Consider the following 23722-nt stretch of genomic DNA (forward strand, 5'->3'; position numbering starts at 1 on the left):
TGCCACGGCGCCCCCACCGGCACAGGAGCACGCCCGCGCCGCAGCTCCGGCCCCGGCGCAGGGGCCCGCCCACGCCGCGGCGCCCGCCTCGATGCCGTTGCCCGAGGCCGAAGGCCCGCGGGACGCCGTGACCCGGCTGCACGCGCACGGCTGCTGGTATCCCTCCGCCGCTCCCGACGGCACCGAGGTGGCCTTCATCTGCGACCGGGGCGGTGTCCCCCAGCTGTGGGCCGGGCCCGTGGACGGGGAGGGGATCCGGCTGCTCGACTCCTCCCCGGATCCCGTGAAGGAGGTGTCCTGGTCACCCGACGGCCGCTGGATCGCGTACACCGCCGCGCCGGGCGGCGGTGAGCACTCACGCGTGCTGTGCGTGCGCCCCGACGGCACCGGCCGCCGCCTGCTGGCCGGTGCCGACCCCGAGAGTTCCGCCTATCTCGGCTGCTGGGCCCACGACGGCTCGGCCGTCGCCGTCACCCTCGCCGCACCACCCACCGCCCGCGCCCAGGCGGTGTGGCAGTCGACGGACGCCGTCCCGGCCCACTGGACGGCCAGGGACGGCCCAGCGACCCTCCTCGGCCCCACCGCGTACGCCGTGGGGCCGGGCGGGACACCGGCGACCCGGCCGGGCGGAGGACTGTCCGCCTACCTGATCGATCCCGACGCTCTGGCCTCACCCGTACTGCTCGCCACGGAACCTGACGCCCCCACGCTCCGAGTGTGCGACCTCAGCCGCGACGGCCGGCTCGCACTGCTGCGCCGGGGGCCGCGCGGGCGGCGGGAGGCGGTCGTCCGGCGCACCTCGGACGCGGCGACCACCTTCAAACTGCGGGTCGCCGACGGTGACCCATGGATCGGGCGGTTCTCGCCCGACGGGCGGACGCTGTGGCTGCGCAGCGACGCCGACCGGGAGTACGCGGCCCTGTCCGCCGTCGCTCTCGGCCCGGACGGCACGCCGCGTGGCAGGACCGTCGTGGCGGAACGCGAGGACAGCGGACTCGAACTGCTGGCGATGGCACACGACGGGCGGACGGCCGTGCTGGCCTGGAACGTGCGGGGCGCCAGTGAACTCGAGGTCGTCGAGACCTCCCCGGCGCACGGAGCCCCGGACGCCGCCGGACCGGCGCGGCCGGTACCGCTGCCCCACGAGGTCGTCACGCGGGTCGCGGCGGCCGGGACGGGACGGCTGCTGCTGGCACTGTCCGGTTCACAACGCCGTCCCGGCGTGTGGTGGGCCCACGAAGGCGTGTCCCTGCTGCGCACCCCGTGGTCCTCCCGGGACGAGGACGCCGTCCCGCCGGGCCGCCCGCCCGTACGACCTGTCCTCTCGCGCCTCGCCGCCAGGGACGGCCTGCCCCTCAGCGGCTGGTACTACCGGGCTCCGGGACGCGCCCCGAGCGAGCCGGCGCCCTGCGTGATCCACCTGCACGGCGGCCCCGAGGACCAGGAACGCCCGACGTTCGACCCGCTCTACCACGAGCTGCTCGGGCGCGGCCTGGACGTCTTCGCCCCCGACGTCCGAGGCTCCGGCGGACACGGCCGGTCCTTCGTCGACGCCGACCTGGGCACCGGCCGCTACGCCGCGCTCGACGACGTCGCGGACTGCGCGGCGCACGCGGTCACGGCGGGCCCCGCGGACCCGACCCGGCTGGCGGTGATGGGGCGCTCGTACGGCGGCTACCTGACCTTCGCCTCCCTCGTGTGGCACCCGGACCTCTTCCGCACCGGCGTCGCCGTCTGCGGCATGTCCGACCTGCTGACCTTCTTCGCCGGCACCGAGCCCTGGATCGCGGAATCGGCGGCGCACAAGTACGGCCACCCGGAGCGCGACCGCGAGCTGCTGCGCGCCCTGTCACCGATGAGCCGTGTCGACGCGCTGCGGGCCCCGCTGCTCGCCGTCCACGGCGAGCACGACACCAACGTGCCGCCGGGGGAGTCGGAACAGTTCGTACGGGCCGCCCGGGAGCGGGGTGTCCCCGCCGAGCTCCTCGTCCTGCGTGACGAGGGGCACGACTTCCTGCGCGCGGACAACCGGCGCCTGTTCCGCCGGACCGCGGCGGACTGGATGGAGCGGCACCTCCACTCCTTCTGAGCCCCCGGGGGGACCGGGACGGCTGCGCCGAGCGTTTCGGCGGGCGCAGGCGGTCAACACGGTGTTCAGACCAGCGGGACGGCTTGGGAGGAACCATGGATCACTCGCGGGTGCCCGTGCTGGAGGCGCTGGAGGAGTTCCGGCGTCGCGGAGACACGGTCTTCGGTCCGCCCGGGCACAAGCAGGGCCGCGGCGTGGACCCGCGGGTGGCGGAGATCGTCGGGCTCGACGTGTTCCGTTCGGACGTCCTGTCCCTCAACGGGCTGGACGACCGCCGTCAGTCCCAGGGCGTGCTCAGCCGGGCACAGGAACTGATGGCCGACGCGGTCGGGGCCGAGCAGGCGTTCTTCTCCACGTGCGGCAGCTCCCTGTCCGTCAAGACGGCCATGCTGGCCGCGGCAGGCCCCGGGGAGAAGCTGCTGCTGTCGCGCAACGCGCACAAGTCCGTGATCTCCGGCGTGGTCGTCAACGGCGTCGAACCGATCTGGGTCCATCCCAAGTTCGACCGTGACCGGCACCTCGCCCATCCGCCGGAGCCCGACGACGTACGCCGCCGTCTCGAGGAGCACCCGGACGCCAAGGCCATGCTGCTGATCACCCCCACCGACTGGGGTACCTGCGCCGACGTCCGGGGCGTGGCCCGGGTGTGCCACGAGTTCGACATCCCCCTCATCCTCGACGAGGCCTGGGGCGCCCACCTGCCGTTCCATCCCGGGCTGCCCGCCTGGGGCATGGACGCCGAGGCGGACCTGGTGGTCACCAGCGTCCACAAGATGGGCGGCGCGATCGAACAGAGCTCCGTTTTCCACCTCCAGTACGACCGGGTCTCGCCGGAAGCGCTCAAGCAGCGGGAGGACCTGCTCGGCACCACCAGTGCCTCGTCCCTGGTGTACCTGACCCTGGACGGCTGGCGCCGCCAGATGGTCGAGCAGGGCCACGACCTCCTGGACGCCGCGCTGCACCGCGCGGAACGGATCCGGCTGGCGGCCGGAGACCTGCCGGGACTGCGGCCCATGGGGCAGGAGGTGGTGGAGGAGGGGCTCGCCGCCGAGTTCGACCCCCTGAAGGTCGTGATCGACGTACGCGAGCTCGGGATCAGCGGCATGCAGGCCTCCGAGTGGCTGCGGGCCGAACAGCACGTGGACATCGGCGGCTCCGACACCTGCCGGATCAGCGCGTCGATCACGTACGCCGACGACGACGAGACGGAGAAGACGCTGCTGGACGCCCTGCGCGCCCTCACGGAGGGCGCCGAATCCATCGAACGCAGGCCGCCGGTACGTCTGCCCGAGCCCTCGGCCCTGGAACTGGAGCAGGCCATGCTGCCGCGCGAGGCCTTCTTCGCCGAGGTCGACCACGTCCCCGCCGACCGTGCCGCCGGGCGCATCGCCGCGGAGATGATCAGCCCGTACCCTCCGGGTGTGCCGGTGATCGCTCCCGGTGAGGTCATCACCGACGAGGTCCTCGACTATCTGCGCAGCGGCGTCGACCACGGCGTCCTGATCCCGGACGCCGCCGACCCCTCGGTCAAGACGTTGCGGGTGGTGGCGCGGCACTGAGCGGGTCCGCCGTGAGGAGGCCCTTGCCGGTGATCGCCGCCAGGGACAGCGTGCGGTATCCCATGGACTCGAACAGCACGGTGATCCGGTCGCCCTCCTCACTCATCACCGTCCCCTGTCCCCACTCGGTGTGCCGCACCCGTGTGCCCGCCGGATAGGCGACGGCAGCCGCCTGCGAGTCGGACTCGTCGCTCGTGTCGCCCACCCCCTCGACGACGGTGTCCCCGGACGAGGGGGACGCGCACACGTCGCAGGCCCCGCACGGGGCGTCGTACGGCTCACCGAAGTAACCGAGCAGGAAGCGGCGGCGGCAGCCCGTGGTCTCGGCGTACCCCAGCATCATGGCCAGCCTCGACTGCTCGAGTCTGCTGCGTGACCGTGCCTCCTCCTCCGCACGTGCGGCCGCGTCCTCGGGGGTCGTCCCGGGAACGGCGCGTACCCGCCCGTCGTCCTCGGTGTGCACGGCACCCGCCTGCTCCAGGAGATTGACCGCCGCTGTCACGCGTCTGCGCGAGAGGTCCGTCTCCTTCCGGATGTCGTCCGGCTCGGTCGGAGTGTCGCGCGCATGGATGCGCTCCGCGACCGTGCCCAGGGTTTCCTCGTCGGGCGCGCGCGTCGCGAAGAGGCGCTGGAGGCCGCTGTCCTGCGGCCGGTAGTGGAGGACGGCGAGTGCGGGCCCGCCGTCGCGTCCCGCACGGCCGATCTCCTGGTAGTAGGCGTCGAGCGAGCCGGGTACGGAGGCGTGCAGCACGAACCGTACGTCCTCCTTGTCGATGCCCATGCCGAAGGCCGAGGTGGCGACCACGACGTCGGTCTCGCCGGCCAGGAAGGCATCGTGCACCCGGGAGCGCTCACCGGCTGTCAGCCCGGCGTGGTAGGCGGCGGCCGACAGCCCCAGCGCGGCCAGGTCGTCCGCGTACGCCTCGGCGTCCCGGCGGGTGGCGGTGTAGACGATGCCCGGCTTGGGCTCCGCCGCGGCGCGCTCCACGACCTCCCGACGCTTGTCCGTGTCGCCCAGGAAGCGGCGCACCTCCAACGCGATGTTCGGCCGGTCGAAACCGGCCACGACCAACGCCGGATCTTCCATGCCGAGCCGCTCCACGATCTCCTCGCGTACCGGTGGGGCGGCCGTGGCGGTCAGAGCGAGGACCGGGGGCCTGCCCACGCGCTGGGCCGCCTGGGCCAGGCGGAGGTAGTCGGGGCGGAAGTCGTGGCCCCAGGCGGCGACGCACTGGGCCTCGTCGACGACGAACAACGACGGTGCGGCCCGGGCCAGGCGCTCGACCACCTCGTCCTTGGCGAGCTGCTCGGGGGAGAGGAACAGGAACTCCGCGTCACCGTGCCGGACCGCGTCCCAGGCGGCGTCCGCCTCTCCGGCCGCCTGCGCGGAGTTGACCGCGACGGCGTCCGGGGCGTCGTCGTGACGGAGCAGGCCGGCGATCTGGTCCCGCTGGAGGGCGATGAGCGGGGAGACCACCACTGTGGGCCCGGGCAGCAGCAGGCCGGGCACCTGGTACACGGCCGACTTCCCGGCGCCGGTGGGCATGACGGCCAGAGTGTCCCGGCCCCGCATGACCGCTTCCATCGCGGTCAGCTGCCCCGGCCGCAGGTCACTCCAGCCGAACACGTCGTCGGCGGTCCGCGCCAACCGGTCCGAGACGCTGGGACTCCTCTTGTGGGGCATGCCCATTCCCTTCACGGTCTGGGGGTGGTGCGGTGCCACCTCGGGCGGGTGTCGCCCCCACGACGTCCTGCCCTGAGGGAAAGGCCGCAGACCGTCTGGTTCGTGCCCGGCTCCCAGGCGTGGACTTCTCCGGCGGGCAGCCGACGGCGGCCCTCCTCTTCGTCCGTCCACCGACCGGACGCAGCGACGGCGTACTCCTTGACTCGTGGCATGACGTCTCCCCGATCGTTCGGGACAACGCGTTCCCCACCTGCCCGGACACAAGCCTCCAGCTCATTTACCGGGGTTGACCGTGCCTCAGGCCACGCGGATTCCCACGATGCAGGTGTCGTCGTCCGTGTCGGACCTGCTGTGGGTGAGCAGACGGTCCAACTGCTGGTCCAGTGTGGGCGGGACCGCACGCGCCACCGCCAGGAACTGCGCCAGCGACTCCTCCACGGACCGGTCCCGGCGTTCGATCAGACCGTCCGTGTACATCAGCAGCGTGTCGTCGACGGCGAGCTGGACCTCGTGCTCCTCGTACGTGGCCTCCGGTACGGCACCCAGCAGCAGCCCTTTGACCAGCGGCAGCGGTGCCGCATCCGAGCCGCGTACGAGGACCGGCGGCAGATGCCCGGCCCGCGCCCAGCGCAGGGTGTTGTTCTCGGGGTCGTACAGGCCGCAGACCGCCGTGGCGGTGACGGCACCTGTCAGATGGTGGGCCACCATGTTGAGCCAGGACAGCAGCTGGCCGGGCCCGGCGCCGGTCACGGCGAGCCCGCGCAGCGCGTTGCGCAGGACGACCATGCTGGTGGCCGCCTCGATGCCGTGCCCGGCGACGTCGCCCACGCACAGCAGCACCAGCCGGGACGGCAGCACGACCGCGTCGTACCAGTCACCGCCGACCAGATGCTGGGTCTCCGCGGGCCGGTAGCGCACCGCCACGTCCAGCCCCGGAACCTCCAGCGGCGCCCGCGTCGGGGGCATGATGGCGTGCTGAAGCTGAAGAGTCAGCCGGTTGCGTTCGCTGGCCTGCTGCTCGCTGTGGGCGAGCTGGTCCCGGGTGGCGGCGAGGGCGACCTCGGTCCAGTGGTGGGCGGAGATGTCCTGGTAGGCGCCGCGCACGACATACAGCTGACCGGCGGAGTCGAGCACAGGTTCCGCCACGACCCGGATGTGCCGGGTGACCCCGTCGGGGCGTTGCAGACGGAACGCGGTGGACGCGGGACGGCGCTGGTGGAGCAGGGTGCGCAGAAACCGGCCGATGGCGACGGCGTCGTCGGGGTGGGCGTGGGCGGGCAGCTCCTCCAGCGGCACGGCGGCGTCGGAGACCTGCTTGCCGTAGAGGTGGTAGAGCTGACCGTTCCAGGTGATCTCGCCCGTCAGCAGGTTCTCCTCGAAACCGCCGATGCGGCCCAGGCGTTGGGCGTGCTGGAGCAGGCTCGCCAGGCGGGCCGTCTCGTCCTCGATGCGCCAGATGAGCAGGACACTGCCGCCGTGCCGGCTGATGTTGATGTCGGCGACGGCCGCGAGCGGGACGTCGTCCACCAGGGCGGTGAGCCGCATGCGGTGGGCGCGGAAGGGCTCGCCGGTGGCGTAGACGCGCTCCATTCGTTCGAACAGCTCGCTGTGACCGGCGGCCATCGGGTACGCCTCCAGCAGCAATGCGCCGCTCACGACGCCCCGCGGCCGGCCCGCCGGATCGAGGAAACGGCTGTTGACGTGGTGGATGCGGAAGTCGACGAGGTGCCCGTCGGCGTCCAGGTGCGGCACCAGCACCAGCGCCGGGTCGTGAAGGCCGTCGGCCAGGTCCATCAGCTCGGAGACGTCCGGCAGGACGTGCGGGAGCGGGGCGCCGTCGGGATGGTGGAGCGCGTACGTCTCCAGGGTGTGCGCGCACAGCTCGGCCAGCGCCTCGATCTGACGGACGATCTGCGGCGGAGGGGGCTCCAGCGGCGCGGCCCAGGCGATCTCCAATACGCCGTGTATGCGCCCGCCGGTCTCCGCCGGTACGGCGACCCGGCCGCCGTCGCAGTGGTGGTGCTGGCCGATGGACGGCAGCCCGGTGTCGGACAGACTGCGGATCCACTGCCCGGTGCGCTCGGCGAGCCCGCGGCGCGCCACGGTCGTCACGCCCGGCGGCACATGCCGCCAGCGTCCGGCCTCGGCCGTGGAGAACCCGGCGCTGCCCGCCAGGGCGAGGGACCCGTCGGCACCCAGGGCCCAGATGGCCACCGCCTCCGCGCCCAGTGGGGTCAGCGCGTGTTCCAGCAGGGAGTCGGCGACGGCCTGGGTGTCCTGGGCGGCGAGCACACCGCTCTCGGCGGTGCGCAGCCGTACGGCGGAGGAGTGCCTGCCGGGAGGGTCGGCGGTGGCGGCGAGGAAGGCGCTGGTCACCTCCGACACCCGGTCGCGCGAGGCCTGGTTGATCACCTCGACCGCGAACTCCAACGGCGTCACGCCCGCCTGTGCCGTGAGCTCGGCGAGCTGCCGCGAGGCCTGCGCCGGACCGCAGCCCAGCCGCTCGACCAGGATGCCCTTGGCCAGTTCGATCAGGGCCCGCCCGTCCGCCTCGGCCTGCGCCGCCCGCACCTCGCGGCGCAGCCGCTCCACGGTCGCCGCCAGCCTGCCGACGGGAGAGGACTGCCCGTCACTGTCGCTGCCGTGGAGGGCGGGCTGGTCGTCCACGGCAGGACTCTGGGACTCGGGCGGCTGGCGGAGATCACTCACGGTGGGCCTGTTCCTCGGCTGGGACGTCACGCGGTCGGCTGGTGGTCTCGGCGTGCGTTCACGCGGGCAGCCACCGTCGGACCCGGGCGATGAGGTCGCCGGTGTCGACGGGTTTGGTGACGTAGTCGTTGGCACCCGACGCGAGGCTCTTCTCCTGGTCGCCGGGCATGGCCTTCGCGGTGACCGCGATGATCGGCAGCTCCGCGTACTGCGGCATCGAACGGATCTCCGCGGTGGCGGCGTAACCGTCCATCTCCGGCATCATCACGTCCATCAGGACCAGCGAGATGTCCGGGTGGGCGAGCAGCATCTCGATGCCCTTGCGGCCGTTGTCCGCGTGCAGGACCTGGAAGCCGTGCAGTTCCAGCACCCCGCTGAGCGCGAAGAGGTTGCGCGCGTCGTCGTCGACCACGAGGACCGTCCGGCCGACAAAGGAGTCGTCCACCGCCTGGGCGGCGGGGCGCTGCGGCTCCTCGGGGCGCACCAGCGACAGCACGTCGCCCGGCTGCTCGGCGGACAGGTGCAGGGTGATGCGCTCGCGCAGATCGTCCAGGCTGGCCAGGAAGTCCATTGGCCGGTCGCCCGCCAGGGCCCGCAGCCCCTGCTCCTGGCCGAGGTTTACACGGTGTCCGGTATGGATCAGGACCGGCACGCTGGCCAGCGCCGAGTCGCCGCGCATGGCCTCCAGGAAGTTGGCGCCCTCGTCGTGCCGCATGCCGAGTTCGAGGACGACGCAGTGGCAGGGGTCGGCCGCCAGTGTGCTCGCCGCTTCCTGCGCTCCTACGGCGGTGATGATGTCGATCCCCCCGTGCGGATCGTCGGAGTCGTACGCGAGGTCCGCGACGGCCCGCTCGGCGACGAGCGTGAGCAGACCGCGCGGGCGCTCCTCGATGACCAGCAGACGGCGTCTGCGCTGCTCGGGGGAGGGCGCCGGAGCAGCGAGCTGCCGGGGCTCGGCCGCCTCCTCGGAGGCGGAGGTGTCGTACGGCTGTTCCGCCGGACGTCCGCCTGTCTCCATCAGTTCCTCGAAGTCGGCGCGCGCGACGGGCAGGTACAGGGTGAAGGTGCTGCCCTGGCCGGGGATGCTGTCGACCGTGACCGCGCCGCCCAGCAGATGGGCGATCTCCCGGGTGATGGACAGCCCGAGTCCTGTGCCGCCGTACTTGCGGCTGGTCGTCCCGTCGGCCTGCTGGAACGCGCCGAAGATCGTCTCCAGTTGCTGCTGTGGGATGCCGATACCGGTGTCCTTGACCCGGAACGCCACGACCGGGCCGCCCCGGTGCACGCCCGGCGGCACCTCCCGGTCGGCGGCGGGCTCGATCCGCAGCTCCACACCGCCCTGTTCGGTGAACTTCACCGCGTTCGACAGCAGGTTGCGCAGGATCTGGCGCAGCCGGGAGTCGTCGGTGAGCAGGTCGGCAGGGGTGCCGGGCGCGGTGTCCACCGTGAAGTCCAGGCTCTTCTGCGTCGTCATGGGGCGGAACGTCGCCTCGACGTACTCCAGGAGCTTGCGCAGCGGGACCCGCTCGGGGGCGACGTCCATCTTGCCCGCCTCGACCTTGGACAGGTCGAGGATGTCGTTGATCAGCTGGAGCAGGTCCGAGCCCGCCGAGTGGATGATGCCCGCGTACTCGACCTGCTTCGGGGTGAGGTTGCGCGAGGGGTTCTGCGCCAGCAACTGGGCCAGGATCAGCAGGCTGTTGAGCGGGGTGCGCAGCTCGTGGCTCATGTTGGCCAGGAACTCCGACTTGTACTTGGAGGCCAGCGACAACTGCTGCGCGCGGGTCTCCAGTTCCTGCCGGGCCTGCTCGATCTGGAGGTTCTTGGCCTCGATGTCGCGGTTCTGCGAGGCCAGCAGGGAGGCCTTCTCCTCCAGCTCGGCGTTGGAGCGCTGGAGTTCGTCCTGCTGGACCTGCAACTCCTCGGAGCGGGCCTGGAGTTCGGCGGTCAGCCGCTGGGACTCGTCCAGCAGCTCGTCGGTGCGGACGTTGGCGACGATGGTGTTGAGGTTGACGCCGATGGTCGGCATCAGCTGCGTCAGGAAGTCCTGGTGGATCTGGGTGAAGCGGGTGACGGACGCCAGCTCGATCACGCCGAGGACCTGCTCCTCGACCACGATGGGCAGCACCACCAGAGCGGTGGGCACGGCGTGCCCGAGGCCCGAGGAGATGGTGACGTACCCGGCGGGCAGCTCTTCCACGGTGACGGTACGGCGGTTGCGCGCTGCCTGCCCGACCAGCGAGCGCCCGACCGGGATACGGGTGGGCCGCTCGTCGTCGTCCGGATAGCCGTACGAGCCCACCAGCCGCAGCTCGGGCCCCCGCGCGGTGTCCTCCGCCAGGTAGAAGGCGCCGTACTGGGCCGAGACCAACGGCGTGAGCTCGTCCATGATCAGCTCGGCGACCACCGGCAGATCGCGGTGGCCCTGCATCAGGCTGGAGATCCGGGTCAGGTTGGTCTTGAGCCAGTCCTGTTCCTGGTTGGCCCGGGTGGTCTCGCGCAGGGACTCCACCATGGAGTTGATGTTGTCCTTGAGGTCGGCGACCTCGCCGGAGGCCTCCACCGTGATCGAGCGGGTCAGGTCGCCCTCGGCGACGGCGCTGGTGACCTCGGCGATCGCGCGGACCTGCCGGGTGAGGTTCCCGGCCAGTTCGTTGACGTTCTCCGTCAGCCGCTTCCAGGTGCCCTCGACGCCCTCCACCTCGGCCTGTCCGCCGAGCCGGCCCTCGCTGCCGACCTCGCGGGCGACACGGGTGACCTCGGCGGCGAACGACGACAGCTGGTCGACCATGGTGTTGATGGTGGTCTTCAGCTCCAGGATCTCGCCCCGGGCGTCGACGTCGATCTTCTTCGACAGATCGCCGTTGGCCACCGCCGTCGTCACCAGGGCGATGTTGCGCACCTGCCCGGTGAGGTTGTTGGCCATCGAGTTGACGTTGTCCGTGAGGTCCTTCCAGGTGCCGGCCACGTTCGGCACGTGCGCCTGACCGCCCAGGCGGCCCTCGGTGCCGACCTCGCGGGCCACGCGGGTGACCTCGTCGGCGAACGCGGAGAGCGTGTCGACCATGGTGTTGATGACGTCCGCCAGAGCGGCGACCTCGCCCTTGGCCTCCACGGTGATCTTCTGGGAGAGGTCGCCGCGTGCGACGGCGGTGGCCACCTGGGCGATCGAGCGGACCTGCCCGGTCAGGTTCGAGGCCATCACGTTGACGTTGTCCGTCAGGTCCTTCCAGGTCCCCGACACGCCCCGCACGATCGCCTGCCCGCCGAGGTTGCCCTCGGTGCCGACTTCTCGGGCGACGCGGGTGACTTCGTCGGCGAAGGCGGAGAGCTGGTCGACCATCGTGTTGATGGTGTTCTTGAGTTCGAGGATCTCGCCGCGGGCGTCGACGGTGATCTTCTGGGAGAGGTCGCCCTGTGCCACCGCCGTGGCCACCTGGGCGACGTTGCGGACCTGAGCGGTGAGGTTGCCGCCCATGAAGTTCACGGAGTCCGTGAGATCGCGCCAGGTGCCCTTGACGCCCTTGACGTCGGCCTGCCCGCCGAGCCGGCCCTCGGTGCCGACTTCTCGGGCGACGCGGGTGACTTCGTCGGCGAAGGCGGAGAGCTGGTCGACCATCGTGTTGATGGTGTTCTTGAGTTCGAGGATCTCGCCGCGGGCGTCGACGGTGATCTTCTGGGAGAGGTCGCCCTGTGCCACCGCCGTCGTCACCTGGGCGACGTTGCGGACCTGGGAGGTGAGGTTTCCCGCCATGAAGTTGACCGAATCGGTCAGGTCCCGCCACACACCGCCCACGCCGGGCACCTGGGCCTGTCCGCCGAGGCGGCCCTCGCTGCCCACCTCGCGGGCGACGCGGGTGACTTCGTCGGCGAAGGCGGAGAGCTGGTCGACCATCGTGTTGACGGTCTCCTTCAGCTGAAGGATCTCCCCGCGCGCGGGCACGTCGATCTTCTGCGACAGGTCGCCCTTGGCCACCGCCGTCGCCACCTGGGCGATGTCCCGGACCTGGGTGGTCAGGTTGCCCGCCATCGCGTTGACCGAGTCGGTCAGATCCGCCCAGGTGCCGGAGACTCCCGGCACCTCGGCCTGGCCGCCCAGCGTGCCCTCGGTGCCCACCTCGCGGGCCACCCGGGTGACTTCCGACGTGAACACGGAGAGCTGGTCGACCATGCCGTTGAAGACCGTGGCGATGTCACTCAGCAGGCCCTGTCCGTCGGACGGCAGCCGGGTACCGAAGTCCCCGTCGCGCACGGCGGTCAGCCCGGCCAGCAACTGCCGTAGCTCCTGCTCGCCCGGAGCCTTGTCCCGGGCCTGAGTCGACGTGCTGCTCATGCGCACCCTCGTTCCGCTCCCCAAGAGTCCTCGCACCGAGGACTCGGAACCGTGACGGGCTCGTCAAGGGCCCGCTCACCAGCGGCAATTCCGCACCCCACGGAACTGCCAGATGAGAAATCCGTCGAAGATTAACCCAGGTGCGGAGCGGCGACAAAAGCCTGGTGGGAGCGGTGTGCCAGGCAGAAAAAAGACGCGTGAAGCCGGCATGGGGGGTTTGATCCCGGGTACTCGGGCCGATTTTTCACGCGTCCGGCCGCGTCGTCGCGAGGGCACCCTCCAGGGTCGGGTGACAGGGGACGACGGCGTCGAGTCCCACGAGCTGCAAGGTGCGCAGTACGGCGCCCCGCGCCACCACGAGCCGTAGCCATCCCTGCGCGGCCAGAGCGGACTGGTAGGCGGCGATCAGAGCGTTGACACCGCTGGAGTCCATGAAAGTGACTTGGGTCAGATCGATGACCACCCGGTGCCCCTCAGGGGCGTCGGCCACAGACAGGGCCCGCGTCAGGCCGCCCACGCTCTGGTGGTCGATCTCTCCGTCGAGGCCGAGCACGGTGATGCCGTCGGAATCGGTCCGGACCACGGACAGTCTGCCGTGTCCCACTGCTTCCCGGTTGTCTGTCACTTGCGTCCTCTGCGCACTCGATGGGGGCTGTCACGTCCTTGGTGCCACCGTTGCCCAGGAAGCCCGGGCACGATGCATGAGACGGCCCTCTGGTTCGTGGGCGGCACAAGAACAGCGCGGCACAGGAGTAAGGCGGGAATGACGGGGTATCCGCGCGCCCATGAACGGGGTATTGGAGATGGTCGGCAGGCTGCGGATCCTGCCTGAGGAGTGTGCGTGGATGCCGGAAGCCGCACCTGCCGAGGTGACCGTGGCACTGGACGGAGCGGACGGCTGTATCGCCGACGCCCGGGCCCAGACGTCGAAGTTCCTGACGCGGGTGCAGGGCGAGTACGGGCTGCCGGTGTCGGCCCGCGCCATGGACCTGGGGCAGCTGGTGGTCAGCGAGTTGGTCACCAACGCGCTGAAATACGCGCCCGGGCCGGTGCTGCTGCAGCTGCGCATCACCGACGCCATGCTGGAGATCGAGGTGTGGGACACCGATCCGACGCTTCCGCTTGCCCGCGCCGCCGACGCCGGTCGGGTGGGCCAGCACGGTCTGGAGATCGTGATGGCGGTGGTACAGGGAATCGAGGTACGCCGCGAGGCCGTCGGTAAGCGCATCAAGGCCCGCCTCGCGTTGTTCGACGACCCGCAGCAGGACTTCTCCGGCTGAACGGGTCTCGCGGCCGACGACCGTGGACACCGGAAGATCGTGTCCCGGCCCGCGTTCCCGTCCCGGAGGCCCGGAGGCCCGGAGGCCCGGAGGCCCGGAGGCCGGGAGGCGCAGCCGGTCGCCGCCGGTCTCCGAGGGCGCCCTTCGGCTGCCCGCGGAAGCATCAGCCAGGAACGATCGCCTTCTCGGCGGCCGTCTTGATCCGGCTGCCGAAGGCAGGGGCGTCCTTGCGGGCCGCTGCCAGCGCCAGACCGACCAGCAGCTTGCCCAGACCGTGGCCCTCCAGGAGGTTGAAGATACGGACGCGAGTCCTGCCGTCGGCCAGGGACTCCAGGTCGTAGCCACCTTCGCGCACCGTCACGCTGTTCTTGGACACCTCGGCCCAGCGGAGCTTCACCGGCGGTTCGAGTTCGGTGATGCGGAACTCCCGGGCGGTCTTCATGCCCGCGTCCTTGACGGTGCTCCGGAACACCGTGCCCACAGCGGTCGGGGTGTCCGGGATCCTCTCGATCTTGAGGACCCGGGGGCTGAACTGAGGATCGTTGCGCCCGTCGGCGAGGTAGGCGAACACCTCCGCCGCAGGTCGATCGACCTCCACCACCGCTTCGAACTGTCCAGACATGGGCACTCCTCATCTCCGCGGCTCGGTCGACGTGCGACCGGGGCCGTAGGGCCCCTCTGCCATTGGCGGCACCGTGACCCTACGGGAGGACCGGACATCACGCGAGACGAACGGTGACCCCGGCGGCGTACTGACCGAGCGCTCCGCCGGAAGTGCCGGAACCGACAGCGTGTGTCCCTCATCCGCTCGCGGCTCTCGACGGCTCTATGTCGCCGCTGCGTCGGCGACGTCCGCCGACCGGTCCCGACCGTACGGCTCACACGTCGTCGCAGGTTCGGCCGGTCCGGGACTGCGTCCGACGGGTGGTCAGGGTCCAGGCGGTGGCGGCGAGTGCGGTCACCGTGAGCACGGCCAGCAGCAAGGCGCTGTCGGCCGCCCGGGCGACGGGGTTGGGCAGGCCTGGCCGGTTGTCCGCCGTGAGGGTCACTCGGCCGCTGCGTGCTGCGCTCACAGTGCCGGAACAGGGAGGAGCAAGGACACCTTCGGGCCCGCTTCCCGGGTCGGCGTCGGCTCCATGGCCCGCGCCGTCGTACGGGTCCGGCTGGTGGCGAAGACGAACAGGCGCAGTACCAGGAAACGCCCGATACCGGCGAGCCCGGCGGCGCCGAGGTAAGCAACCTGCTCGTAGAGCGCTCCGGCCGACGGCTGCACCAGGTGCAGGACGAGAACCGCGGCGGAGGTCACCGCGAACGCTGCCGCGGCCGATCCCGCCGACTGCCAGTGCTGGCGCCACCCGGCGTGCCCTGTCCCGAAGGTGAAGCGTGCGTGGAGCTCCGTGCCGAGGGCCGTGGAGGCGACGGTGATCAGCGCGTTCGCCGCAGCCCAGGGCATCAGTCCCGCGAGCCCCGCCACGGCGGCGCTGGAAGCGACCCCGACACCGCCGCCGAAGAGGACGAACCGGGCGAAGGAGGCGAGAGGGCCGGGGGCGCCCGGGGTGTGTCGCTCCGCGGCCGTATCGATCTCCATACGCACCACGCGCCGCGCCTCGTCGACCCTCCGCGGCTTCGGCTTCGGCGAGACCAGCGACTTCATGGGATGCCTCTTTCGGGCCGGCGGGTTCGCAGGACGCTGCACCTGGCGCTCCTGAACCTTTAAATTACGACCATACGACAATAAGCAAGGAGTCCGCTCGCGGGCAAGGGTCTGATCCGATTTGAATTATGACCGTACTCACATGGGGGGGGCGGGGCCGTCGAGCCTCGCTGCACCGCACCCCACGCTTCCAGGATTGCCGGACGCGACCACTTGCCATCGACGGGCGACCACTCTATGGTCGTACGAACGTAAGACATACGGACGTAATTCAAATCTGGGAGCTCGTGATGGCGACAACTCGACCGGTGGCGCTCGTGACAGGTGCCTCTTCGGGGATCGGCAAGGAGACGGCCCGCGCTTTCGCCGCGGCGGGTTTCGAGGTGATCGGAACCGGCCGCAGGACCTCCGGGCTCACCCCGCCCGCCGGGGTGACGTACCTCGACCTCGACGTGGGCAGTGACGAGTCGGCCACCGCCGCGGTCGCTGAGGTGGTCGACCGGTTCGGACGCATCGACGTGCTGGTCAACAACGCCGGCATCGGCGCGTCCGGCGCCGTCGAGGAGAACTCACTCGCCCAGGCCGAGAACGTCCTGAACATCAACATCCTGGGTGTCATCCGCATGACGAAGGCCGTCCTGCCGCACATGCGCGCCCAGGGCAGCGGACGCGTCATCAACATCTCGTCCGTCCTGGGCGTCGCCCCCCAGCCCTTCATGGCCCTCTACGTCGCATCGAAGCACGCCATCGAGGGCTACTCCGAGTCGCTGGACCACGAGGTCCGCGAGCACGGCGTGCGGGTCCTGCTCGTCCAGCCCGCCTACACCAGGACCAGCTTCGACGCCAACGCCGCGCAGCCCGACACTCCGTTGCCGTTGTACGCGGAGCGCCGACGCGCCTTCGACGAGATGGTCGCGGAGGCGATGGAGAAGGGCGACGACCCCGCCGTCGTCGCCAAGGTGATCGTCACCGCGGCCACCGACAAGAAGCCGAAGCTGCGCTACACCGCCGGCCCGCTGGCCTCACGCGTCACCACCGCGCGCCGCCTCGTCCCCGCCGGAACGTTCGACAAGCAGATCCGCAAGAACAATCGCCTGCCCGCCTGACACCCCGGATCGACGGCTTCGGCACGCCTGAACGGGATTGACGACTTGGTCCCGGACCGCCTTCCGTAGCGACGAGGTCTCGCCCCAGGCCCTTGTCCCGGCCGAGCGGGTGTGTCCGGTGCCTGGGGCGAAACTGCCGGATGCCTCACCGCGTGGCGGTGCCGGCTGCGGTCCTGGTCAGGAGCGCCGTGTGCGGCGGGTGCCGTAGAGAGCGGCCGCCCCGAGGGCGATCACCGCGGCCGCGCCGCCTGCTATGAGGCCGACCGGTGCGCTCGAACCGGTCTCGGCCAGGGGCGGGGTGCTGTCGCTGGGCGAGGGCGCCGGGGAGGTGGGGGGCGTCGACTCCAGCGGAGGGACGTCCGGGGTGGTGGGCGGTGTGGAGGAGGAGGGTGGCGGGGTCGTCGACGTGGCGGGCGGAGTCGTCTCGTCCGCGGGCGGCTGGCTGGCGGGCGGGCTGCTCGGGCTGTCCGGTGTGGACGGGGAGGCCGGGGGCGTGGGGGAGTTCGGCTCCTCGGGGGTGCACGACTTGTCGCCGCCGTTCCACGCCGCGATCAGGTGGTAGGGCGTGACGACGTTGTCGGGCTGGTAGGGCGCGGGCCCATGACCGTCGCCCGACTCGCCGTCGTAGATGACGTCGTCGCCGTACAGGTCGATCTGCCCGTAGCAGTCCGGCGTCTTCACCGTGAGCTTCTGCCAGGTCCGCTTGGCGTCGTCGGCGCCGGGGAGGTCCTCGGTGCCGAGATAGACCGTGGCGTGGTCGACGAGGGTCTGGAGACCGGAGGTGTACCAGTTGGGACCCTCGGTGGTGTATTCGGCCAGTGAGACCGGGTACTTGCAGCCCTCGCCGACCGTCTGCCCCGGAGCCAGCCGCACCTCGACGGTGCCGGGAGCGGTGGACCACTGGTGGAAGCCGCCCTGTGAGGTCCAGTCGGCACCCACCGGCTTCCCGGCGGCGTCGACGAGGCGGTACTGAACCGTGGCCGTCTGGCAGCCGCCCGCGGGTGTGGCGCTGGCGGCAGTGGCCCCGAACAGGGGAGTGGCAGTGGCGATGAAGGCGGTTGCGGCAACGGCGGCCGACATTCTGGAGCGTGAAAGGCGCGTCAAGTTATGTCCTGGCGGATTCGTGAGTGTGGGAGGTGGCAGGACGCGAGCAGCCGCGGCAGGCGAAGAGTGGGAATTCAACCCGTGGCTGAGCCACTCGCGTCACTTCGCTCGCTTCAGTGACAGTGAGCGAGCCGCATTCTTGTCGCTCTTCACAACTCCCGTCAATCTTTCACGAGTTCGGCACACGGTGGCGTCCTGGCTTGCGAGTTCTGCCCTGGTATCCACGGGCGGCCACGACAGGATGCGGGTGCTTTCAGGAAGCGTCCGAGGCGAGTGGCGGCGGCCAACCGATGTCGCCCTCGATCATGCGGCGGGCGAAGTTCTGGGCCTCGGCGATGAACTCGGCGTGCCGGGCCGCACGTTCGGTGCGGAAGTCGTACTCGGCGCGTTCGTCGTCCGAACCGTCGGTGTCGGTGTCGTCCCCGTCGTCGTCGAGTTGCTCCATGTCGAGGTGCGTGAGGAACGCGGCCAGTTCGGGCCGGGTTGTGGAGGCCGACGCGAGCTCCTGCCGCCTGAGGGAGGGGAATCCGCTGGAGTACCGCGCGCCGTGGTACTCGTCGACGATGCCGAGGAAGATCGCGTCGAGGCTGGGGAACGTCGCACGGTCGAGCATCAGCGCCGGCAACTGTGTGCCGTTCCCGCGCGCGTGGGCGTTCCAGCAGTCCTGTTCCAGGTCGAGTTCGAGGAGGCGTTGGGCCGCTCCGGAGGAGGCCAGTGCGGTCAGTGCGTCGTCTGTCAGGACGTTGTCGTGCAGGTTCAGTTCCCACAGCTGCGGCAGGGCGGCCCACGAGGCGAGTGCTCTCGCGCCGCGTGAGCCGATGCTGTTGTAGGCCAGGGAAACGCTGTGGAGACAGGGAGCCGAGACGGTGGTTGCGAGGGCTTCGATGTCGTCCTCACCGAGTCCGCAGTCGGCGGCGTCGACCGTGCGCAGTGTGCGCCAGACAGGGGCGTCGCGCAGGGGTGCGGGCCAGCTGCCGACCGGATTGCCCGCCAGGCCGAGGCCGCCCAGCTTGTGCAGCCGTTCGGACGTCATCAACGCCGTGAGCCCGTTCACGGTGAGTCCGGTGGCCGCCATGTTCAGGTAGGTGAGCGTGCCGGCGTTGGGGGACGAAGCCCAGGCCGCGGCGCCCGCGTCACCGACCGGTTGGACCTCCGGCCGCCCGTAGTACGGCGAGCCGCTTTCCCGGCCGCTCAGGTCGAGGTGCTCCAGTACGGGCATCCGGACGTCGGCGGCCAGCTGCCGGGCACCCTTGGCGCCGAGGTGATTACGGCTCACATCGAGGTGGCGCAGGCGTGGAAAGGCGCCGGCGGCTGCGAAGGCCGCGGCCGTGACGTCCGTGGCGACGAGATCGGCGAGTTTCAGCTTCTCGATGCGGTCGCGGTCGAGGCTTTCGAGGACACGCGAGATGGTCGCGTCGCCGACGGGTAGCAGTTCGAGGGTCAGCTCGGTCAGCTGTCGCAGTACGCCGCTGCCGACGAGGGCATCGATGCCGAGGGCACCGAGCCCCTCCCGGCCGAGTCCCATCGCCGTGCCCCGCACCGTCAGACTGTGCAGGCTCGCCAGGTCGGCGCACGCGAAGAACTCCTCGCACGCCTCGTCGTCCTGATCGATGACGTTGCCGAAGTACGGCTTCCACAGCGGCTGGCGTCCGTTCTTCCCACAACGGAATCCGATCGACAGCTGCTCCAGCCGGGCGAGTTCCGCACAGTCGGCGAGCTCCCTCGCCTCACTGAGGTCGCACACGAGCACGTCGGCGGAGCGCAGGTCCGGCACCAGCCCCGTGCGCATCAAGTGGACCAGGTCGGGTGCCCGTAGCCCCGCGTGCCGCAGCCGCCACGCCGGGCCACCGGGCGGTCGGAACGGCGGCTTGTCGAAGTGCCACATATCTTCGCGAACGCTCACCAGGTCCAGCGACTCGAGCCTCGCGAGAGCGGCGCGGCCGGCGAGTCTTGTGAGCAACGCGCTGTCCATGCCGGTGAGGCCGCCGACCTGGATCGACCGCAGATCCTCCCAGTGCTCCACGGTCTCGGCCAAGGACGCGAGTTGGTCACTCGCGTACCACCCCAGGTCGAGATGGGTGACCCCGCGCACTTCGGACCGGGACCGGGGATCCGGCAGGGCGGCATCGAGGATGCCGTCCCGCGCCGACTGGAGCCCCAGGGACCGTACGAGCCCCCATGTCGGCTTCGTGTGACCGGCCTCCAGGGCAGCGAGCCAGGACCAGGGTGCCTCGCGCATCCGGTCGGGCCACGAAGCCAGCCGCTCGTGGCACAGGGAGACGAGGCCCGCGGGACTGCCCGCACGGACGAGAGCAGCGCACAGAGCACGGAACGCGAGCTTGCTCGGCGGTCCGCCCAGTATCCGTTCGATCTCGGCGTCGTAGTCGATCACGGTCGTAACGTATTACAGCGCGACGGGACCACCCGTCGAAGGCCCTCGGAGCCGGCGGTTGCCGGGGCTCGGCCGGGTACGACATGGGTGGGACAAGCCGTCTTCGGAGGAGATGAACGGATGAGAATCGTCGTGACGGGTGCGTCCGGGTTCCTCGGACGGCTGCTGGTCGGCGCGTTGTCGAGGGCGGGGGCCTTCGGCGGTGAGCCGATCAGCCGTCTGGTGCTGGTCGACCGCGTGGCCTGGCCCGACGACTCGCAAGATGCCGGGGTGCCGGTCCAGGTGGTGCACGGGGAGCTGCGCGAGCACCTGGACACGGTCTTCGCCGAGCCGGTGGACGTGCTGTTCCATCTCGCCGCCGCGGTGTCGGCCGAGTGCGAGGCCGACTTCGATCTCGGGATGCGCGCCAACGTGGACGCCACGCGCGCGCTGCTGGAGGCGGCGCGGGCGCAGTCCCGGGAGGGCGGGCCGGTGGTGCGGATGCTGTTCGCCAGCAGTATCGCCGTCTACGGCTCCCACCCGGCCCTGCCTCTGCCACCGGCGGTCAGCGAGACGACGGTGCCGGTACCGCGGTCGAGTTACGGCACCCAGAAGCTGATGTGCGAACAGCTGATCGCGGACTGCACCCGCCGCGGTTTCATCGACGGGCGTGTCGTGCGGCTGATGACGGTGGCGGTACGTCCGGGCAGGCCCAACGCGGCCGCCTCGGGCTTCCTGTCCGGCATCGTCCGTGAGCCGCTCGCCGGCCTGCCCGCCGTCTGCCCGGTGGATCCCGGCCTGAAGGTGGCCCTGTCCTCCCCTCGGCGCACCGTGGCGGGAATCCTCCGCGTCGCCGAGGCGGAACGCGGCACCGGACCGGGGCGCCTTGAGGGCCCGCTGCCGGTCAACCTGCCCGCCCTGACCGTCTCGGTCGCCGACATGCTCGCGACCCTGCGCCAGGTGGCGGGTGACACGGTCGCCGACCGGGTCACCCTCGCCCGTGACCCGGCGGTCGAAGCGATCGTCGGCTCATGGCCGGCGGTCTTCGACCACCAACGCGCCGCCGCACTGGGCCTCGGCCCCGACCCGAGCTTCCTGTCGGTGCTCCAGGACTACCTCACCGATCACCCCGACGCGGTCGCCACCTCGTTGGACTGACCTGCGGCAGACGGTGCCAGGATCTCGATGTACCCGTCGCTTCCGTGCACGCGGATCCGCTGTCCGTCCCGGATCCGGCGGGTGGCCTGTGCCACGCCCACGACGGCCGGCAAGCCGTACTCCCGGGCGATCACCGCGCCATGGGTCATCAGACCGCCCACCTCCGTCACCAGGCCCGCGATGCCCACGAACAGCGGCGACCAGCTGGGGTCCGTGAAGGTCGTGACCAGGATGTCGCCCTCTTCCAGATCGGCCTCCGCGATGTCGAGGATGACGCGGGCCCTCCCCTCGATGGTCCCGGTGGAGACCGGGAGGCCGACCAGGGCGCCGGCCGGCACGTCGTCGCGCCGGTACGCCCCGCTGAGAGCCTCGCCGTCCGAGGTGAGGACCCGGGGAGGTGTGAGCGCCTGGTACGAGCGGAACGCGTCCTTGCGCTGCCGGACGAGCTGGTCGTCCACCTGCTTCGAGCGCACGACGTCGTTGAACTCCTGGAAGGTGAGGTAGAAGACGTCTTCCTTGTCGGCGAGCACGCCCGCGTGAACGAGGCGCTCGGCCTCCGCCAGCAGGGCCTGCTTGTAGACGAAGTAGCGGCTGATGATGCCGTACTTCGGGTACTCCCGGTACCCGATGAAGGTGCGGACCCGCTCGATCATGCCCTTGGTCTCGACGGCCTTCCGTTCCCCGTCCGGCAGGGTCCGCAGGCGTGACAGCACGTCCTGTTCCTTCTGCTGCGCCTTCTGGCGCCCTTGCTCGAAACGCCGCTGGGCCGCGCCCTGTTCGAAGTTCCTGACGTTGTCGAGGATCACGGGAACGAGGGTGCTTGGGCGCTCGCGCCAACGCGGCCTGGTGATGTCGATCTCGCCGACGCAGCGCATGCCGTACCGGTCGAGGTAGGCCTCGATGGCATCGCGCGCTTCGGTCCCGCCCGGGAGCTTCGCCAGCTCGTCGAGGAACCCGTCGTCCTCGACGCCCTCCAGGAACCCGACCACCTCCGGATGCGGGCGGATCGCGTCCGCGACGTCGAGCAGCGCGAGTCCCATCTCCGACGTGATGTTGCCGGGGGCGGACAGCGTCAGCGTGTCAGCCGCGTTCTTCTCGCCGAGCCACTCCTCCAGCTTGTCGTTGAGCCACCAGGTGGCCTCCATGCCCGCCATGATCACCTGAAGGTTCAGCGGATCACCGAGGACTCGTTTGTGCTCCTCGAAGGCCTCCAGCAGGAAGTCGAACAGCGCCGGTCCGGTCTTTGTCCGGGCGTCGCGGCTGAGGGCGGCGACGGACGCCTGGCTGCGCTCGATCAGCCCGGTGACGATGGCCGGGTCGGTCTCGATCGGGGCAGGCGGGCTGCCGGCCGACGGCCTGCCCGGAGGCGCGTCCGGAAGCGACGGGACGAAATCCTCGCGGTCGAGGACGGTCTCCAGCGCGTCCCGGACCAACGGATCGCCCTTCCCCATGAGGTCCAGCAGGCCGGCGCGGCTCGCGGGCGAGGCCAGACGCCGGGTGACGTCGACGAACAGCCTCCCGCCGGCCTCGTGCATCGGCACCATGGCCGTCAGCCGCCACATGGAGAGCCCCAAGGGCTTCATGGGGTCGGTCATCATCTGCTGATGACCGACGGAGACATAGACGTGGTTCTCCTGGTCACCGCTCTCGGGGACGGGGAACAGCGTGGTGATCGGCCGGCTCTGCACGATGTGGAAATCGTCGTCGACCAGGCACCATTCGATGTCCTGCGGGCGGCCGAGGTGCGCTTCGATCCGCCGCCCGAGCCGCACGAGCCGGACCGCCTGCGCGTCCGTCAGCGCCGGCTGCTCCTGCCGCCGCGAGTCGATCCCCACTTCCTGTGTGCCGCCGGACGGCAGGGCGTGCACGGCACGCTGTTTGGCGGAGATCGTCTTGGCCACGACTTCGCCGTGCCGCACCTTGAAGACGTCCGGGTTCACCAGACCGGAGACCAGGGCCTCGCCGAGGCCGAAGCCGGCGTCCACGGTGGCGACCGTCCGGTCGCCCGTGACGGGGTCCGCCGTGAACAGGATCCCGGCCGCGTGCGGGAAGACCATCTGCTGCACCACCACGGCCATGTGGACCGTACGGTGGTCGATGCCGTTGCGTCGGCGGTAGATCACGGCCCGTTCGGTGAACAGTGAGGCCCAGCACCGGCTGATGTGCTGCAGGATCGCTGTCGGTCCCACGACGTTCAAGTACGTGTCCTGCTGGCCGGCGAAGGAGGCCGTCGGCAGGTCCTCCGCCGTGGCGCTGGACCGCACGGCATAGGCGGCCTGCTCGCCGGACCGGGCGAGCGCTTGAGTGATCGCCGCCGCGAGATCGCCCGGGATGGCGGTCTCTTCGATGGCCCGGCGGATCTCCGCGCTGAGTGTGCGGATCGCCTCCTGGTCGTCCGGGTCCACGCGCGACAGCTGATCGAGCCGCTCGTCGATCGACGGCGTCCGCGCCACGACCCGCCGGAAGGCGTCCGTCGTCACGCAGAAGCCCGCCGGCACGCGGATGCCGTCGATCCGGGACAGGGCGCCCAGGTGCGCGCCCTTGCCGCCTACGACAGCGATCTGACTCCCGTCAATCTCTTGAAGATCCAGCACGCACCGCTCGGTCATCGCGATACCGTCCCCGGTTGTGTTCCCCGTCGACGAGTTGGTCGACAACAAGTCGTTCCCCATTTC

Annotated in this window: 16 protein-coding genes; 5 read left to right on the plus strand and 11 right to left on the minus strand. The window is 70.9% G+C overall.

Annotated elements, in window-relative coordinates:
• Positions 1-91 precede the first annotated feature (91 nt).
• On the plus strand, positions 92-2089 hold the full coding sequence (locus tag M2157_RS45460; RefSeq protein ID WP_280868369.1) for a prolyl oligopeptidase family serine peptidase: 1998 nt from the start codon (positions 92-94) through the stop codon (positions 2087-2089).
• A gap of 95 nt (positions 2090-2184) precedes the next feature.
• Positions 2185-3648 carry an ornithine decarboxylase gene (locus M2157_RS45465; protein WP_280868123.1) on the plus strand — a complete coding sequence of 488 codons (1464 nt, stop codon included), beginning with the start codon at positions 2185-2187 and terminating at the stop codon, positions 3646-3648.
• Here the strand turns inward: M2157_RS45465 and M2157_RS45470 are convergent.
• From M2157_RS45470 to M2157_RS45490, 5 genes are all read right to left on the minus strand, one after another.
• Entirely contained in the window at positions 3617-5332 is a 1716-nt protein-coding gene (locus M2157_RS45470) for a RecQ family ATP-dependent DNA helicase (protein ID WP_280868124.1), read from the minus strand. The two genes, M2157_RS45465 and M2157_RS45470, sit on opposite strands and share 32 nt — an antisense overlap.
• 11 nt (positions 5333-5343) lie before the next feature.
• A complete protein-coding gene (locus M2157_RS45475) occupies positions 5344-5544 on the minus strand; it encodes a hypothetical protein (RefSeq protein WP_280868125.1) in 201 nt (66 codons plus the stop codon).
• Positions 5545-5629: 85 nt separating this feature from the next.
• The gene (locus tag M2157_RS45480) at positions 5630-7999 is read right to left on the minus strand and encodes a SpoIIE family protein phosphatase (protein ID WP_280868371.1); all 2370 of its coding nucleotides are present in this window, start codon (positions 7997-7999) and stop codon (positions 5630-5632) included.
• 100 nt (positions 8000-8099) lie between these two features.
• Positions 8100-12374 carry a HAMP domain-containing protein gene (locus tag M2157_RS45485; protein WP_280855273.1) on the minus strand — a complete coding sequence of 1425 codons (4275 nt, stop codon included), beginning with the start codon at positions 12372-12374 and terminating at the stop codon, positions 8100-8102.
• A 244-nt stretch (positions 12375-12618) separates the two neighbouring features.
• The gene (locus M2157_RS45490; RefSeq protein ID WP_280868126.1) at positions 12619-12999 is read right to left on the minus strand and encodes an STAS domain-containing protein; all 381 of its coding nucleotides are present in this window, start codon (positions 12997-12999) and stop codon (positions 12619-12621) included.
• A 160-nt stretch (positions 13000-13159) separates the two neighbouring features.
• Between M2157_RS45490 and M2157_RS45495 the strand changes: the two genes are divergently transcribed.
• Positions 13160-13654, plus strand: a complete 495-nt coding sequence (locus M2157_RS45495; protein WP_280855271.1) for an ATP-binding protein — start codon at positions 13160-13162, stop codon at positions 13652-13654.
• Between the two features lie 163 nt (positions 13655-13817).
• Here the strand turns inward: M2157_RS45495 and M2157_RS45500 are convergent, their stop codons facing one another.
• The 3 genes from M2157_RS45500 to M2157_RS45510 form a co-directional block, all read right to left on the minus strand.
• On the minus strand, positions 13818-14276 hold the full coding sequence (locus M2157_RS45500) for an SRPBCC family protein (RefSeq protein ID WP_280855270.1): 459 nt from the start codon (positions 14274-14276) through the stop codon (positions 13818-13820).
• 256 nt (positions 14277-14532) lie between these two features.
• A complete protein-coding gene (locus M2157_RS45505) occupies positions 14533-14727 on the minus strand; it encodes a hypothetical protein (RefSeq protein ID WP_280868127.1) in 195 nt (64 codons plus the stop codon).
• Positions 14724-15242: a hypothetical protein gene (locus M2157_RS45510; protein ID WP_280858891.1), complete on the minus strand. Its 519-nt coding sequence runs from the start codon at positions 15240-15242 to the stop codon at positions 14724-14726. The genes M2157_RS45505 and M2157_RS45510 overlap by 4 nt, the downstream gene beginning before the upstream one ends.
• Before the next feature lie 356 nt (positions 15243-15598).
• On the opposite strand from M2157_RS45510, the gene M2157_RS45515 reads away from it, so the two are divergent.
• Entirely contained in the window at positions 15599-16414 is an 816-nt protein-coding gene (locus M2157_RS45515; RefSeq protein ID WP_280868128.1) for an oxidoreductase, read from the plus strand.
• 177 nt (positions 16415-16591) lie between these two features.
• Here the strand turns inward: M2157_RS45515 and M2157_RS45520 are convergent, their stop codons facing one another.
• Complete coding sequence (locus tag M2157_RS45520) at positions 16592-17494, minus strand: hypothetical protein (RefSeq protein WP_280868129.1); 903 nt, start codon at positions 17492-17494, stop codon at positions 16592-16594.
• A gap of 277 nt (positions 17495-17771) precedes the next feature.
• Positions 17772-19910 (minus strand): hypothetical protein, encoded by a 2139-nt coding sequence (locus M2157_RS45525; RefSeq protein WP_280868130.1) that lies wholly within the window; start codon positions 19908-19910, stop codon positions 17772-17774.
• A 120-nt stretch (positions 19911-20030) separates the two neighbouring features.
• Between M2157_RS45525 and denD the strand changes: the two genes are divergently transcribed.
• Positions 20031-21047: a D-erythronate dehydrogenase gene (gene denD, locus M2157_RS45530; RefSeq protein ID WP_280868131.1), complete on the plus strand. Its 1017-nt coding sequence runs from the start codon at positions 20031-20033 to the stop codon at positions 21045-21047.
• On the opposite strand, the gene rph is transcribed toward denD, so the two are convergent.
• Positions 21014-23656: a rifamycin-inactivating phosphotransferase gene (gene rph / locus M2157_RS45535; RefSeq protein ID WP_280868132.1), complete on the minus strand. Its 2643-nt coding sequence runs from the start codon at positions 23654-23656 to the stop codon at positions 21014-21016. The genes denD and rph overlap by 34 nt on opposite strands.
• Positions 23657-23722: the final 66 nt, after the last annotated feature.

It is taken from the genome of Streptomyces sp. SAI-127, assembly GCF_029894425.1.
Classification (GTDB): Bacteria; Actinomycetota; Actinomycetes; order Streptomycetales; family Streptomycetaceae; genus Streptomyces.